Here is a 15,523-nt window from a genome sequence, read left to right as displayed (position 1 = left end):
CACCTATCCCCTAAAGAATTTAGGGAACAAGTGGTTTAGGTGTTTTGATTGGTGTCCCGTTTTCAGGGTTCACTTCAATCAGCCTGGCGTTTTTGTTCTTCTTGTTGTTTACGAGCTTGTTCATCAGCCTGGCGTTTTTGTTCCTCTTGTTGTTTGCGAGTTTGTTCATCAGCAAGACGTTTTTGTTCTTCTTGTTGTTTACGAGCTTGTTCATCAGCCTGGCGTTTTTCATCCTCTTGCTTACGAGCTTGTTCCTCGGCTTGACGCTTCTCATCTTCTTGCTTTTGAGCTTTTTCGTCTGCTTCTTTTTTTTCTAGTTCTTTTTTGTCGCTATCTTTTTGTTCTGTAGTGTTAGAAGCAACTTTTTTACTAGTTGCTGTCGTTTTTTCAGAAGTAGGATTTGAAATACTTGATAACGCACCAAAAATAACAAATAAAATAGCAGTGATAATAAATTGTTTTTTTGCTACACCTGTCTTTTTAATTACAGATAAGATTGCTAGTACAAGGAAGAAAATAAATAAAATGAAACTTAAAATAGTAAAAAATTCGATGACTGGATGTTCTGAATTTGTTGAGCCAGTTACCATCAATATAATCGAAATCATAAAAAGAATAACAGTAGGACGACCATACTGTGTTGCTTTTCCATTTTTCTTGAAAAATGAAATAATACATAAGATTAAAAGAATAAAAGCAATAAAAAATAAAGCTGCACCAATATTACTCAAAATTGCCATTTTTATACCTCCATTTGTAAGATTTTCATTATTGATTATATAGGAACTTACTGGATATTACACAATTTATATAAATTTAGAAAATTAATATTTTTAATAGACTTATAAACATTTATTTTGTATATAAGGAAAAATAGATATATTTCCTATTACGTTTTTAAAGAGAATTCATAAAGTATAGTATATCGATTGAAAGGAGGAGATTTGAATGGAATTTCAATTGTTAGTGAATTGTGTGTTACAAGAAGGTAATGCTTACTTTCTAGTAACGAAGGTAGACGATGTAATTACTTTGAAAGTACCGATTACAGCGGGAGTAGCAGGTTTATTCTTAGCTTTCGGTGTACCAAGATGTTCTTAATTTAAATCTCTGCAGTAGAAAGAGGAGGACAAGCCTCTTTCTACTGTTACATAATAATTTTATGTAAACTAAAATTATATTTTATTAATAGCACATTTAAAATGGACATGCATATACTATAATGTTTTTTAAGTTATGAAAATTAAAGAGGTGCTATTATATATGAAAAGAAGGACATTTGATATTCCAGTTACATTGCGAAGAGAGTGGTTTTTAATAGAATTAGCCCATTTAACGAAGAAATATGGAATTGAAATTGCAACTAGCAAGATGGAAGCTGCACCGTTTTTAAGAGATCAAGTTACGGAATCAAAAATAGGGTCAGGGCTCCAATACGATAAATATGATGATGAGTATATCATTGAAAATTAAAGGATAAGAGCAAAACAAATTTCTTTATAACAAAATATAAAATAAAGCAGATTCTAAATATGGAATCTGCTTTATTATGAAATACTTTTAGTCAGCTAACCTCTTTCTAGTGTTTTTCCTACATATTTCACTTGCGTTATTCCAAAAGATTCACGAAGAATGCGAGCATAATCTTTTAATTCTATTGGACGTTTATTTTTGGTGCCTTTAAAGGTTTCTGTATAATTTTTATTTGTTAATGATATGTGACCATAATTAGTTAATTTACAAGTGATAGCTCCTTTATTAAAAGGAGATTCTTTATGTTCTACAATGATTTTCTGGATATTATTAACCTTTTTCTCATCTATTGGATTTAAAGTGAAGGCATAGCCTATTTTCCATTCATCTGAAGGTTCAGATTGCAAGAAATTTGTAGATTCCCCGTTAGCTCCTTTTCTCATTTCTAAAATGTGTGTACCTTTTCGGGTAATTCGTTTGCGAATTCGATATTCACCCGTTTGAGAAGAGATGACTTTTCCGTTAAAAGGGACTGGATGTAAAGGTAGATGAGAGGCAAAACCGGCGTCTATAACATAATCTTTATTATTATGATGTAATATGATAATGACATGACCATCATCGGGTTTCCATTTATTATCATAAAGGTCATAAACAGTACCAGCTACTTTATATACTTGAAATCCACAATCCATTAAAAAGTAATACAATAAGGAGTTTAATTCATAACAAAGACCGCCTCGTTTTTGAATAAGTAACTTTTCTATTAAGTTATTTTTTGAGATGTTTTTAATAGTACCAGCCATAATATCGAGATTTTCATAGGGGAGAATCAATCCCATTTTTAAGAGAATTGCATCTAAATCATCAAATGTTATTTCTTTTGCAGGAATTTTTAATCGTTTAAAAAACTCCTTTTGTAAATCGGTCATCATAAAGCATTCTCCTTTCTTTTTACAGAATTTTCTTCTGCTCACCAATAGGTTAGTACTTCTAAAAGTTTAATTCAAGTCTGCGAAAATTATCATAATATATGTTTCTGGAAATATTAGTATCTATTCATAAAATTCAGTTTAATATTTAATGATAGGAAAGTCTTACAATATTAGCTTCTATTTTGTTTAGTTTGTATTTAATTAAATAAAAGCACATATATTCATTAACTTTTTTTATAACTAGCTGATAATAAAGTGTTTTTTTACTAAAGTTTTTTCAAGATTTGTATGCTTTATATAAACAATAATAATTGGGGGATATTAGATTCAGTAAAGTTAACAATTGTTGAGAAACTTTTTTGTAGCATTCACTCAAAAGGAAGAGATAGAAACAAAGAGAATAACGTGTGTTAAGGAAGAAGGGGGACTAGTAATCTCTTAAGAATAGGGACAGGGTCTTGTTTAAGTACAAAGATTATCTAGTATTAAGAGAGAAGATAAAAAATATTACAACGAGCACCTTCTTTCAAAAAATGTGGGGGGAGTAACATGCGATTGATGAGAAGATGTGTTGCCTTACTAATTGTATTTTTTATCATGGTTCCAATGATTAGCACAAATGTGCGAGCAGAAGTTGTAAAAGAGCTTAAAACAGGCTTTCCAGATCAAGAAGTCTTTACACCTGGAGAATGGTTTTTAGGTCAAAAACCTGCTAATTATGATGAAAGTAAGCCTCCAATTCTCTTTGTGCAAGGAAGGAATGGGAATGCTGATAGTTGGTATGGAAAGACAGTATATCACGATATGAATGATATGTATGACTATGCTTTGAAAGCAGGCTATCAAACAGTATTTATACAATTATATGATGCTGCTGGGAAAGGGTCAGCTAGTCAGTGGGATAACGGAAAATTGTTAGCACAAAAATTAGAAGAAATATATAATCATTTCGGTAAAAAAGTTAATATTGTAGCACATAGTAAAGGTGGTATCGATACACAAGCTGCATTAGTAGAATATGGGGCAAATCGATTTGTCGGAAATGTTATTACACTTGCGACGCCACATCATGGATCAAACTTAGCGGATTTATCATATAGTTGGTGGGCAGGATGGCTTGCTTCTATATTAGGTCAAAAAGATGATGGTACGTATTCATTACAAATGGGCGAAATGGCAAAATTTCGTTCAACGATTGATAATAATCCAGCAGCTAAATTAAACCGTTATTATACAGTTACTGGGACTAGCTGGGGCCCTGTATTTTCGGCGTTATCAATGGGTGGATTATATTTGTCATCATACGGTTCAAATGATGGACTAGTAAATGAGTGGAGTGCTAAGCTGCCGTATGGAACGCATTTATTTACAGATTCTAGATTTGATCATGATAATATACGAAAAGGATCTGCTGTGTTCTCACGAATTGAACCGTATTTACGTACAGCAAATGTACCGGTTCCAGCTTTAGTAGCATCCAGCACTAGTTCAAATGAAAATATAGAACAATTAAATACAACTTCAAATCAAAGCATTTTAGGAGGGGAATTGCCACAAAATCAGTGGATAGAGCAAACTGTTGCGGTTGATAAAAAGGCAGAAGGAATTGTTTCTATATTAACTGCTTCGTCGGATGTAGAAGTACAAATGATATCACCAAAAGGAAAAGTGTATACAAATAAGGATAGAGTTATAACTACTGGTGAAGATGAATCTTTCTTTGGTGGCGCGACAATTAAAACATTTAAATTTGATAAAATGGATGTAGGAGAATGGAAAGTTAAAATGATGGCGAAGCAGTCGAAAGATGCATATTTAGTTGTAAGCGATTACAAGAATAGCGCACCATTTGTTCTTCAAATGCCTACAAAAGTAAAAGCAAATAAATCTGAGTATAAACTGAAAAAATCACCTGTGGCACCTGAAATGAAAGGAAATCTTTCCATAACAGTAAGAGTCGTGAATAAAGAAGGGAAACTAGTCTCTGAATATAATGAATTACAAAATGTGAATAACAATACATTTACTGGTGCTTTGAAGGACATAAAGCAACCAGGAGTATATAACGTTACGATGGATATAAAAGGGATGAATAAAGAAGGACAACCATATAATCGTACAATCGTTAAGTCGGTTTATGTGGAGAAATAAGAAAGAATGAGAAAAAAGTACCGAACTTTTGTAGTAGTAAAGTTCGGTGCTTTTTCATGTTTATTAGATTAACAAAAAGGTACAAAGGGAATTTTTGAAGGCACAAAGGTTAAGTATTTGGTAGCGAATTCTTGAAATGTAGCAGGAATGCTTTTTAAATTGTAATTGCACCTGCAAAAGTAAAACGAGTATCTTCAGTTACAATGATGTGATTGTTTAAGTGAATTTATATCTTTTAAATATTTGTATATATAAGGTTTGGAGTCGTTGACCTTTATTTACGTAGCACGGCAGGAAGAAGAGAAAAAGTATCGAATGAATGTACATATGTAGTATTGTTTGCTTTTGGTGTGAATAGTAGTTAAAGATACGTTGAAATATTTTATACGGTAACAAAAGAGTAATTAAATAATAGAGGGAGCAACTTACATGGAAAATATATTAAAAGTATCTTCAAAATCAAGCCCCAATTCAGTCGCAGGCGCAATTGCAGGTGTACTAAGAACAAGTGGAAATGTAGAAATTCAAGCGATTGGAGCGGGTTCATTAAACCAAGCGATTAAAGCAATTGCAATCGCAAGAGGATTTGTTGCTCCAGGTGGTATTGACTTAGCCTTTGTTCCAGCATTTCAAGAGGTTACTATTAATGATCAAGAAAGAACGGCGATTAAATTGATTATAGGTCCTAGGAAGAAAAGGTCTTAAAAGAAAGTGTTGATATGAATCATTTGAAAAGGTTGATAGATAAAGTAATAAAAAGACCACTCTCATTTTGAAGTGGTCTTTTGTATTTTCGTATTTCATATTGTGGATACGCCCCACATACTGAATTCGTAGTGATATTCAGTGCGCTCAATAACGATCCCGAATTCTAAATCATCCCCAACTAATACAAAATCTGCATATCCAGTTAGAAATTTTGATATGGTTGATAACTCTTCTAAATTCTCAAATACTTCACCAATGTTCAGTTTAACTGCTTCAATTTTACCACCCTTAGAGAAAAAGAGCCTCCCTTGATCAACTGGAAATTTAATGGTTTTAGCTGTTTCTTTTAACAGTACTATTGATAGTCTTCTGTTTTCTTCATAATTAGTGCTACCAAAGTTTTTTATGTTTGAAGTTTGTGTTAGCGTGTTAAATAAGTCTTTACAAAATAAATCATTAGATTTTGGATCCATAAATGAGTCCATAGAAACTGTAACAATATTAGAAAGTTCGTCTACGAGTTCTTTTCTACTACCAGTTCTTTTTGCTTTCATTTTTAGAATTTCAATTCGGCTTTTATTCATATTACTCAAAAATTTTCACACCTTTACTCACGTAGTGGATGAATAAAACCACTTACTTCGACAAAGTAATAATAACATATGGGAGTAATCTTGGTGGGAATTAGAAAAGAAAATCTTGTTGAAATGACAGCTGAAATTGATTTAGAAATAAACGGAATATATATTGTTGAAAATGGTCAGGTTCAGCTAATAGAACCACCCAAAAGTGGATTTGGTGAACAATCATTTGTATATCAAAGTGGAAAAGTAATTCGGATAGAAGAGCGGAAGACAAGATTAATTTAATACTATTTTAGAAAAGATATAACGTGAAAAATAAAAAGTGCCACAAATGTTTGTACAGCAGACATTTGTGGCACTTTTATCTTTTTATATAGCATAAAACTAAAACTGCTCATTCTTCTCCCAAGATTCCACAATATAATGTGCAATCGTTGGATTAAAGCCTTTCCCAACTAAAAACATAATGGCAGCAACTTCTGTTAAAGCGTGTTTATGTGATGTATGTTTTGCTTCATTTAAACCGTAATCTACCCAAGGTTTTACGAAATCTAGTACAGGTTTCTTTAAAGGTAAGAACTGTGTACCGACAACTTGTTGAATCTGTTGTTGCGTTGGTTCTGTAATTGGTCCAGGTGGTAAAATTTGAGGCTGTGTAATATCCAGTGTTGGTCCAGGCGGTAAAATTTGTGGTTGTGTAATATCTAATGTTGGCGGTTTAGGTGGTGAGACACGTGCGTCGTAGTTTGGTTGATACATTTGTTGTTGTACTTGAGTTTGTTGTGGCTGAGTTGGGTATGGGTTTTGTTGAAACTGTTGTTCTTGAGTTTGTGCTGCTACATATGGATTTTGTTGAACTTGTTGTTCTTGAGTTTGCGGTGCTACATATGGATTTTGTTGAAATTGTTGTTCTTGAGTTTGCGGTGCTACATATGGATTTTGTTGAAATTGTTGCTCTTGAGTTTGTGGTACTGCATATGGATTTTGAGGATATTCGTAACTTGGACGTGTGTCATATGGATTTTGTTGAACTTGTTGTTCTTGAGTTTGTGGCGCTGCATATGGATTTTGTTCATATTGTTGCTCTTGTTCTTCATATTGTTCTGTATATCTTTGTTCTTGTTGCTGAGGGTAAAATGGTTGCCTTGGGTAAGGCGGTTGATTATTATAGAACATATTTATTCCTCCTTCATGATGATGCCTACCACCTAGTGTATGGGCGGACAAGAAAATATGTGATGAAAAAATAAGGGCGTGTTACAATAAGTAACTGGGTGAAGATAAAATGACAAAACAAGAAAAGATAGAAAAAACAATTACTTTTGTAAAACATATTTTAGAAAAAGATGCGAGTGGGCATGATTGGTATCATATTGAGCGTGTACATAAACTGGCGATTTCTTTATCCGAGCAAGAAGGAGGAAATCGTTTTATAATTGAAATGGCAGCATTACTTCACGATGTGGCAGATGAGAAGTTAAATGAAAGTGAAGAAGCAGGAATGAAAAAAGTTTCTGATTGGTTAGAAGAGTTACATGTTGAAGAAGAGGAAAGTAAGCATGTTCTTCATATTATCGCCAATATGTCTTATAAAGGTGGTCATGGCGGTAAAGTGGAGTCAATTGAAGGGAAGATTGTTCAAGATGCAGATCGCTTAGACGCTCTTGGTGCAATTGGAATAGCTCGCACATTTGCGTATGGCGGAGCGAAAGGGAGACTAATGTATGATCCAACTATTCCTCCTCGTGAAGTGATGACGAAAGAAGAATATAGAAAAAATAATGACCCATCTTTAAATCATTTTTATGAAAAACTTTTAAAACTAAAAGACTTAATGAATACGAATGCAGCAAAACAAGAGGCTGAAGTTCGTCATCGTTATATGGAACAGTTTATTGAACAATTTATGAAAGAGTGGAATGCACAAATATGAAAATGTTAACTGTGGAAAACTTATCAAAATCATATGGAGAGAAACCGTTATTTGATGGATTATCATTTAGTATTGCAGAAGGACAACGTGCCGGAATTATTGGTGTAAATGGTACTGGTAAATCAACGTTGTTAAAAATTATTGCAGGGGCAGAAATTCCTGACACAGGTGATATGACTCATTCACGTGGGTATACAATTAGTTATTTATCACAGCAACCAGAGTTTGATGAACAATTAACAGTATTAGAACAAGTCTTCCATGGTGATACACCTTTAATTCGTCTTCTTCGTGATTATGAAAAGGCGCTATTACATATCGAAAAAGATCCAAGTAATGAAAAGGTACAGGAACAATTATTTGCAGTGCAACAACGTATGGACGCAATGAGTGCGTGGGAAGCAAATGCGAATGCAAAATCGTTATTAACGAAACTAGGAATTACGGATTTCACAGCAACTGTTGGAAATTTATCTGGTGGGCAGAAAAAACGTATTGCGATGGCGCAGTGTTTTATTGAAACACCGGATCTATTAATTTTAGATGAGCCTACGAACCATCTTGACCATGAGACAGTTGAGTGGTTAGAGGAATATTTAGCAAGGTACACAGGTGCAGTATTACTTGTAACTCATGATCGTTATTTCTTAGATCGTGTGACGAATCGTATTTTCGAATTAGACAATGGAAAACTGTATAGTTATGAAGGGAATTACAGTACGTTTTTAGAAGCGAAAGCACTTCGTGAAGAACAAGAACTTGCGCAGGAATCAAAACGTCAAAACTTATATCGCCGCGAATTAGCATGGATTCGCCGTGGTGCAAAAGCTCGTTCGACTAAGCAAAAGGCACGTATTCAACGATTTGAAGAGTTAAAAGGTCAAGAAGGGCCAGCTGCAAAACAGTCAGTTGATATTGCGCTTAGCGGTAGTCGCCTTGGGAAAAAAGTACTTGAGTTAAAAGATGTAACGAAAAAATTTGGCGATAAAACAGTATTAAACAACTTCAATCATATCGTGAAACCAGGCGATCGTATCGGAATTATTGGAGCGAATGGAAGCGGGAAATCTTCGCTATTAAATATGCTTGCAGGTAAAATATCTCCTGATAGTGGTGAAATTGAAGTTGGGCAAACAGTAAAAATCGCTTACTATACGCAAGAAAATGAAGAGATGAATTTAAATCAACGTATGATTGAATACATTAAAGAAATCGCTGAAGTCATTCATACGACAGACGGAAAAGTAATTGGTGCGTCTCAAATGTTAGAACGTTTCTTATTCCCGCCGCATTCACATGGTACACCGCTTGGCAAATTATCTGGCGGTGAAAGAAGACGTTTATATTTATTACGTATATTAATGGGAGAACCGAACGTACTATTACTCGATGAGCCTACGAATGATCTAGATACACAAACATTAACTGTATTAGAAGATTATTTAGAAGATTTCCCCGGTGTCGTTTTAACTGTATCACATGACCGTTACTTCTTAGATAAAGTAGTAGATGAATTATTCATCTTTAAGGGAGAAGGAGAAGTGCGTGAATTTCTAGGTAGTTATACGGATTATTTAGAAATGGAAAAAACGAGAGAACTTATTGAGAAAGCGGAAGTACAGAAAGAGAAAAAAGTAGTGGAAGAAGCACCGAAACAACAACGTAAGCGTAAACTTTCATATAACGAGCAGCGCGAATGGGAAACTATTGAAGATACAATTGCGGAACTTGAAGAAAAGCTAGAATCAATTGGAGAAGAGCTTGCGAATGTTGGTTCTGATTTTACGAAAGCGCAAGAATTGTCTGAAGCACAGCAGAAAACAGAAGAAGAGCTAGAAAAAACGATGGAAAGATGGAGTGAACTATCGGACATTGTTGAAGGATTAAAATAAAAACAAGCTGCATATATTGAAAAGTAAAGAGAAAAACTTTACACTATTGGTAGAACCTATTTTAGGAGGGAAAAAATGAGAACATCTAATCCAATGTTGAAAAAAGAGGCATTCCGTAAAGAGGGAGCAAGTGCTTCTGCGATGACTATTGGCGGAACAGTAGGCAAAACGTTTATTATGCTTATCTTGCTACTTGCAACGTCTGTCTATTCATACATCCAGATGATAGAGGGTACGATGAAGATGCCAGTATTAATTGGCGCTTTAATCGTTGCGGCAATCATCGCATTTGCATCTATGTTCTTCCCACGTATTTCACCTTTTGGTGCACCAATCTATGCAGCAGTAGAAGGGGTTGTGTTAGGTAGTATTTCAGCGGTTTATACAATGAAATTTGGCGATTCTATCGTTTTAAATGCTGTTTTACTAACAATCTCAATTCTATTTGCAATGTTAGTGTTATATGCAACACGTGTAGTAAAAGTAACGGATAAATTCCGTACAGGCGTAATGGCAGCAACACTTGGAATTATGGTTATGTACTTAGTCGTATTTCTACTAAACATGTTTGGTGTAACGGTTCCGTACATTCACCAAGGCGGTACAATCGGTATTATTATTAGTGCAGTTGTTATCGTAGTTGCTGCACTAAACTTATTACTAGATTTCGATTTAATCGAAAATGGTGTACGTAGTCAAGCTCCGAAATATATGGAGTGGTACACTGCAATGGGACTAATGCTTACATTAGTTTGGTTATACTTAGAAATTCTTCGTTTCGTTTCTTACTTTACGAAAAATGACTAATAAAAAATCCTGCATGAAAAATGCAGGATTTTTTTATTTTCAAAGATAAATTGATGATGTGGTATAATATGGATGTTGGTAACTTTAAATTGAAGTGGATGGAATATGATGAAAGAGAAGAAAGGGATTATGAAAAAATTATTTTCTAAAAGTTTTTTCATAGAACTAGATGATGCTTTAACGTATCCATCGGGAGAAGTTATTACTTCAGCTATTGAAAGTTATGCAGCTGAATGTAATGAACAACTTAAATTTGAGAGTAAAGTAAAACCGATAACTTTTTACTTAGAAGAAGTATTGTATCGTGCGGAAATAAAGATGGCTCGTGGAGGATATTACATTTCATGCAGTGAAGTATAATTTTTGAAACCTTACATGTTTAAAATATGTAAGGTTTCTTTTTTTCTTTTATAGCATAAAAAATAATCTTTTTTACTTTAAAATATATTATTTTACGCTTTTTACCCTTCATACATTTTTATTTACAATGAAGAAAAATATGTGAGGTGGTATAACTTATGATGAATCGAGTTGTATTAATCGGTAGATTGACAAAGGAGCCAGAATTATACTACACAAAGCAAGGCGTCGCATATGCACGAGCATGTGTTGCGGTGAATAGAGGATTTCGAAATAGTTTAGGTGAACAACAAGTAGATTTTATTAATTGTGTCGTATGGCGAAAATCGGCTGAGAATGTAACTGAATATTGTAAGAAGGGCTCACTTGTTGGGATTACAGGGCGTATTCAGACGAGTAATTACGATGATGAACAAGGCAAGAGAATATATAGAACTGAAGTTGTGATTGAGAGTATAACCTTTTTGGAGAGAAGGCGGGAGGGGGCATCGTAATAAGAGGGTCTAGTAACATAGCCCTCTATCACTTTTGATTAATATCTTCCCAAACAACATCTAATTGTTGATTGAGAATATTTTTCGCAATGATTTCATTTCCATGTAGTAGCGAATGCGACATTAGTGTATAAAAATAAGTGCTCATAACAGTAGAAGTGATAATATTTATATCCCATTGACTGTTTAATTTTCCTGCCTCTTTCGCTTCTGTAATAATTGAAGACAAACCTTCTTGTAGCTGTTGTATACTTTTTAATTCATTTTCTACTAAGTAGTTTGACTTTATAATCTCAAAGACGGCATGCTTCATTAAATCACCATGTCCAGTAAATCGATCCAGTAAATCGCCTAAAACAAGTTTGATTCTTTCTTTTGGATGTTCCACATTTTCGTAAGTTTTTAAACTTTCATTCCATAGCTCAATTTGAGAATCACCTAAAAATAATAATATGTTTTCCTTTTTCGGAAAGTAGTTGAAGAAAGTGCCCTTCGCTATCCCACATGCAGTAGTAATATCTTGAACCGTTACATTTTCGTACCCGCGTTCTTGAAAGAGCTGTACTGCTTTTAGGAATATAAGTTCCTTTAACTCTTTTTTTCTCGTTTCTCTAAGCATTTTATCTACTCCTAACAAAAACAATTATATCTGTTTAAGAGATAATCTCAAATAGAATCTTACGTCATAATTCTGTTTATAGTTTTCATTATAGTTACATGTTATAAATGAAAACTATATAGTTCATGTGTTTGCTTTTCAGAAACCCATTTTGGCATACGTTTCATTACTTCGTTTCTTACTATAGTTAAAGGTTTACTTTCTATTTGTGCCATTTTTCCAACTTTCCATGCAGTATTTGAGATTTTTTCAATTCTATCTCGTCGTTTTTGTTCGTATTCTAAAAATGCTTGACGATAATGAGCATTATTTTTAATGCATTCAGCCAGAATAATCGCATCTTCAATTGCTTGGCAAGCACCTTGGCCTAAATTCGGAGTAAGTGCATGGGCAGCATCCCCAATGAATACGATGCGTTTGTCAAAAAACTGTTTCATTGGAGTGATGTCTATAATATCACGATGAATCATATCAATGTCCGATGCGTTCTTTAAAATAGATGGGATTGGATTATGGTAAGTTTTGAAATGATTATATAAATCTGTTGTTGTGTAAGCTTTGTATTTTTGATCTCTAGCTTTCGCGTTTATGAGCGCATACCAGTATACTTCGTTGTTGGGAAGAGGGACGATACCAAATCTACCGTTCGCTCCCCAAGTTTCAATAAAGTCATTTGTTAAAGAAAGATTATTAGCAGGAGTTACGCCGCGCCAACACGTATATCCTGCATAACGATAATTATCGCCTTGTGTTACTTGCTTTCGAATGACAGAATGAATACCATCAGCCGCAATGAGTATATTACCGAGTGCTTCACTACCATCTTGAAATACTATCTTTAAGGCGCTTGCTTCATTCTGTTCTATTTTTACGCATTCTTTTCCCCACTTGACAGTATCTTCTTTTAGTTCAGAAAGTAGTAATTGGTGTAAATCTTTTCTATGAATGGAGTACATTTTTGGATAGCAAGTTGGAATAATTAACTTATTGAAAGTAGTAACTTTTTCGGATACAAGGTTAAAACCGTCACTTTCGTTGCCGAATTTTTTGATTTTCTTAGAAATGCCGTATAGTTCAAGTGCTTGCATTGCGTTTGGGGCAATGATAATACCTGCACCAGCAACAGTAGGCTCATTGTTTTTATCATATACTTTTACTTCTATTCCTATTTTTTGTAAGGAAATTGCTGCGCAAAGTCCAGCAATACCGCCACCAATAATTATGACATTGTTCATTTGTTATCACTCCACCTTTGAATGACTTTGCTCATAAAATGACCACGGTCATTTTATGAGTTAAGGTTAATCCCTTTTTATGTAATTGTCAATTATACTTTTAACTATAGTTATGGAATGATTAGGTGAAAATAGAATGAATGAAACTTTCCGGCGATGTAGAAAGGTAAATAGTAAAATTAAGCATCCGAGTAGGAGTATAGCGTGATAACATGTTACAATACAGCTAAGAACATGCAATAAAGGAGAGTTATTTACGTGAAGATTAAAGCAATTGAACCGACGCCAAGTCCAAATACAATGAAAGTTATTTTGAATGAAGTATTACCATCAGGAGCACGTAATAATTATACAAATGAAAATAAAGAACAAGCGCCAATGCAAGTGCAAGAAATTTTGAAAATTGAAGGCATTAAAGGTGTATATCATGTAGCTGACTTTTTAGCAGTGGAGCGAAATGCAAAGTATGACTGGAAAGTGTTATTACAACAAGTTCGTGCTGTTTTTGGCGAAGAAGTAGTGGAAGAAAGTGAAGAACAACAACTTGCTCATTTTGGGGAAGTGAAAGTGTTTGTTCAAATGTTCTTTACAATTCCAATGCAAGTAAAGTTAACAGATGGAACGACGGAAGAACGTGTTGGTTTACCTGACCGTTTTAAAGAATCAATTATGAAAGTGCAAATGTCTGCACCAAACGTTGTAAAAGAACGTAAATGGGTGGAACAAAGTACACGTTACGGTAATTTTGAAGAAATCGGGAAAGAAGTAGTAGAAGAGATTGTTGCTGCTTATCCGGAAGAACGTGTAAATGAAACGGTTAAAGAATTATTAAATCAGGCAGGTGCTGTTGAAGTAACGATTCAAAAGCGTGAGCCATATAAAGTAACAGAAGAGATGATGAAAGATGCTGACTGGAAAAAACGTTTTGCAGCTTTAGAACAAATGGATCCTACTGAAGAAGATATTCCAGTGTTGAAGATGGCGTTAGATGATGAAAAAGTTTCGATTCGCCGTTTAGCAACAGCATATTTAGGTATGGTAAAAGGTGATGAAGTATTACCGTTATTATATAAAGCCTTATTAGATCGCTCTGTAAGTGTTCGTCGTACAGCAGGTGATTGCTTATCAGACGTAGGTGACCCAGCAGCGATGTTCGTTATGATTAAATCTCTGAAAGATCCAAGTAAATTAGTACGATGGCGTGCAGCGATGTTCTTATTTGAACTAGGAGACGAAAGTGCGATTCCAGCATTAAAAGCAGCGCAAGATGATCCAGAGTTTGAAGTAGCAATGCAAGCACGTCTAGCGTTAGAGCGTATTGAAGGCGGAGAAGAAGCAAAAGGTTCTGTATGGAAACAAATGACGGAGTCTCGTAAAGGGGAATAATGTATGATTGTTTTCTATGATAGTTGGTGTCCGATGTGTACGGCGGTTGCAGAACGTACGAAAAAATTAGATAAAAAGGGTAAGGTGAAATTTTTTTCATTTTGAGATGAAGATGTAGTTGAGAAGTATGAACTTTCTCAAGAACTACAAAGTAAGATGGAACAAAGATTGTATATTTTAAAAAATAATAAGTGGTATGACGGCATTCATAGCATATATGTATTAGCAAAGGTCGTTCCATCTTATTGGTTTGCCGTACCTTTTATAAAGCTATCTATCGTATTTGGTTTTGGAAGTAAAGTATACGATTATATCGCTAACAATAGAAAACTTGTCCCAGTTGGACATTGCCGCGAAGGGATTTGTGAAATCCCTACAAAAAAATGAAATCATCGTTATCTTTCTTTTGCACCTATTAATAGAGCGTGATATGATGAATTTGGAATGAAAGTTGAAGGAGAGATTACAAGATGTCAAATGCTTATGAAGAATACATGCGCCAAATGGTAATCCCAATGCGCCAAGAGTTAGTGCGTTCTGGGTTTGAAGAGTTAACTACAGAAGAAGCTGTAACAGAATTTATGGAAAACGTAACAGGTACAACTTTAGTAGTTGTAAACTCTGTTTGTGGTTGTGCAGCTGGTTTAGCACGTCCATCAGCAGGTCAAGCGGTTGTTCGTGCTGAAAAACAACCTGATCATCTTGTAACTGTATTCGCAGGTCAAGATAAAGATGCTACTGCAAAAATGCGTGAATACTTCGGAGAAATTCCTCCGTCTTCACCATCTATGGCATTGTTAAAAGGAAAAGAAGTTGTTCACTTCATTCACCGTCATGAAATTGAAGGTGCAACTATGGACGAAATTATTACGAATTTAGAACAAGCTTTCGAAAAGAATTGCTAAAGAAGGGGGAGAGTAAATCTCCCTCTTTTCTTTATATAGAG

General features: G+C 34.4%; 17 protein-coding genes and 2 pseudogenes. 13 read left to right on the top strand and 6 right to left on the bottom strand.

The features are described from left to right. Positions 1-77: 77 nt before the first annotated feature. Positions 78-740: pseudogene (locus tag PDQ33_RS15920) on the bottom strand (excalibur calcium-binding domain-containing protein); the annotation flags it as partial. A 208-nt stretch (positions 741-948) separates the two neighbouring features. Here PDQ33_RS15920 and exsG point away from each other — a divergent pair. Both exsG and PDQ33_RS15910 read left to right on the top strand, forming a co-directional pair. Beyond that, positions 949-1,101, top strand: coding sequence for an exosporium protein ExsG (exsG, locus tag PDQ33_RS15915; RefSeq protein WP_000395675.1), 153 nt, complete (start codon positions 949-951; stop codon positions 1,099-1,101). Between the two features lie 162 nt (positions 1,102-1,263). Next, positions 1,264-1,473 carry a hypothetical protein gene (locus PDQ33_RS15910; protein WP_000830253.1) on the top strand — a complete coding sequence of 70 codons (210 nt, stop codon included), beginning with the start codon at positions 1,264-1,266 and terminating at the stop codon, positions 1,471-1,473. 95 nt (positions 1,474-1,568) lie between these two features. On the opposite strand, the gene PDQ33_RS15905 is transcribed toward PDQ33_RS15910, so the two are convergent. Next, entirely contained in the window at positions 1,569-2,408 is an 840-nt protein-coding gene (locus tag PDQ33_RS15905) for an arylamine N-acetyltransferase family protein (RefSeq protein ID WP_000988051.1), read from the bottom strand. A 549-nt stretch (positions 2,409-2,957) separates the two neighbouring features. Between PDQ33_RS15905 and PDQ33_RS15900 the strand changes: the two genes are divergently transcribed. Further along, entirely contained in the window at positions 2,958-4,559 is a 1,602-nt protein-coding gene (locus PDQ33_RS15900) for a lipase family alpha/beta hydrolase (protein ID WP_270756138.1), read from the top strand. Between the two features lie 429 nt (positions 4,560-4,988). Then, entirely contained in the window at positions 4,989-5,264 is a 276-nt protein-coding gene (gene spoVS, locus PDQ33_RS15895) for a stage V sporulation protein SpoVS (RefSeq protein ID WP_000427804.1), read from the top strand. A gap of 95 nt (positions 5,265-5,359) precedes the next feature. On the opposite strand, the gene PDQ33_RS15890 is transcribed toward spoVS, so the two are convergent. Then, positions 5,360-5,860 (bottom strand): YxiF family protein, encoded by a 501-nt coding sequence (locus PDQ33_RS15890; RefSeq protein ID WP_000069081.1) that lies wholly within the window; start codon positions 5,858-5,860, stop codon positions 5,360-5,362. An 84-nt stretch (positions 5,861-5,944) separates the two neighbouring features. Between PDQ33_RS15890 and PDQ33_RS15885 the strand changes: the two genes are divergently transcribed. Beyond that, positions 5,945-6,136, top strand: a complete 192-nt coding sequence (locus PDQ33_RS15885) for a DUF3954 domain-containing protein (RefSeq protein ID WP_000512846.1) — start codon at positions 5,945-5,947, stop codon at positions 6,134-6,136. 99 nt (positions 6,137-6,235) lie between these two features. Here PDQ33_RS15885 and PDQ33_RS15880 read toward each other — a convergent pair whose 3' ends face one another. Beyond that, positions 6,236-7,027, bottom strand: a complete 792-nt coding sequence (locus PDQ33_RS15880) for a hypothetical protein (RefSeq protein WP_270394224.1) — start codon at positions 7,025-7,027, stop codon at positions 6,236-6,238. 109 nt (positions 7,028-7,136) lie between these two features. On the opposite strand from PDQ33_RS15880, the gene PDQ33_RS15875 reads away from it, so the two are divergent. The 5 genes from PDQ33_RS15875 (at position 7,137) to PDQ33_RS15855 (ending at position 11,337) form a co-directional block, all read left to right on the top strand. Next, positions 7,137-7,784 carry an HD domain-containing protein gene (locus PDQ33_RS15875; protein WP_000165943.1) on the top strand — a complete coding sequence of 216 codons (648 nt, stop codon included), beginning with the start codon at positions 7,137-7,139 and terminating at the stop codon, positions 7,782-7,784. Then, positions 7,781-9,676, top strand: coding sequence for an ABC-F family ATP-binding cassette domain-containing protein (locus PDQ33_RS15870; RefSeq protein WP_000783206.1), 1,896 nt, complete (start codon positions 7,781-7,783; stop codon positions 9,674-9,676). The genes PDQ33_RS15875 and PDQ33_RS15870 overlap by 4 nt, the downstream gene beginning before the upstream one ends. A 75-nt stretch (positions 9,677-9,751) precedes the next feature. After that, a complete protein-coding gene (locus PDQ33_RS15865) occupies positions 9,752-10,483 on the top strand; it encodes a Bax inhibitor-1/YccA family protein (RefSeq protein WP_001260642.1) in 732 nt (243 codons plus the stop codon). 105 nt (positions 10,484-10,588) lie between these two features. Beyond that, positions 10,589-10,843, top strand: a complete 255-nt coding sequence (locus tag PDQ33_RS15860; protein WP_000975123.1) for a DUF4318 domain-containing protein — start codon at positions 10,589-10,591, stop codon at positions 10,841-10,843. 158 nt (positions 10,844-11,001) lie between these two features. After that, the gene (locus PDQ33_RS15855) at positions 11,002-11,337 is read left to right on the top strand and encodes a single-stranded DNA-binding protein (protein ID WP_000982010.1); all 336 of its coding nucleotides are present in this window, start codon (positions 11,002-11,004) and stop codon (positions 11,335-11,337) included. Positions 11,338-11,365: 28 nt separating this feature from the next. Here PDQ33_RS15855 and PDQ33_RS15850 read toward each other — a convergent pair whose 3' ends face one another. Continuing rightward, positions 11,366-11,956: a TetR/AcrR family transcriptional regulator gene (locus PDQ33_RS15850; protein WP_061130744.1), complete on the bottom strand. Its 591-nt coding sequence runs from the start codon at positions 11,954-11,956 to the stop codon at positions 11,366-11,368. Positions 11,957-12,057: 101 nt separating this feature from the next. Further along, entirely contained in the window at positions 12,058-13,191 is a 1,134-nt protein-coding gene (locus PDQ33_RS15845) for an FAD-dependent monooxygenase (protein WP_270756119.1), read from the bottom strand. Between the two features lie 258 nt (positions 13,192-13,449). Here PDQ33_RS15845 and PDQ33_RS15840 point away from each other — a divergent pair, with 258 nt between their 5' ends. The 3 genes and pseudogenes from PDQ33_RS15840 (at position 13,450) to PDQ33_RS15830 (ending at position 15,482) form a co-directional block, all read left to right on the top strand. Further along, the gene (locus PDQ33_RS15840; RefSeq protein WP_000692572.1) at positions 13,450-14,577 is read left to right on the top strand and encodes a conserved virulence factor C family protein; all 1,128 of its coding nucleotides are present in this window, start codon (positions 13,450-13,452) and stop codon (positions 14,575-14,577) included. Positions 14,578-14,580: 3 nt separating this feature from the next. Then, positions 14,581-14,964: pseudogene (locus tag PDQ33_RS15835) on the top strand (thiol-disulfide oxidoreductase DCC family protein). A gap of 83 nt (positions 14,965-15,047) precedes the next feature. Continuing rightward, entirely contained in the window at positions 15,048-15,482 is a 435-nt protein-coding gene (locus tag PDQ33_RS15830) for a BrxA/BrxB family bacilliredoxin (protein WP_000063713.1), read from the top strand. Positions 15,483-15,523 lie beyond the last annotated feature (41 nt).

It is taken from the genome of Bacillus cereus group sp. Bc031 (assembly GCF_027716265.1).
GTDB classification, from domain to species: Bacteria; Bacillota; Bacilli; order Bacillales; family Bacillaceae_G; genus Bacillus_A; species Bacillus_A paranthracis.
Note: the sequence above shows the minus strand (reverse complement) of the source record. Positions and strands in the feature narration are given on the sequence as shown.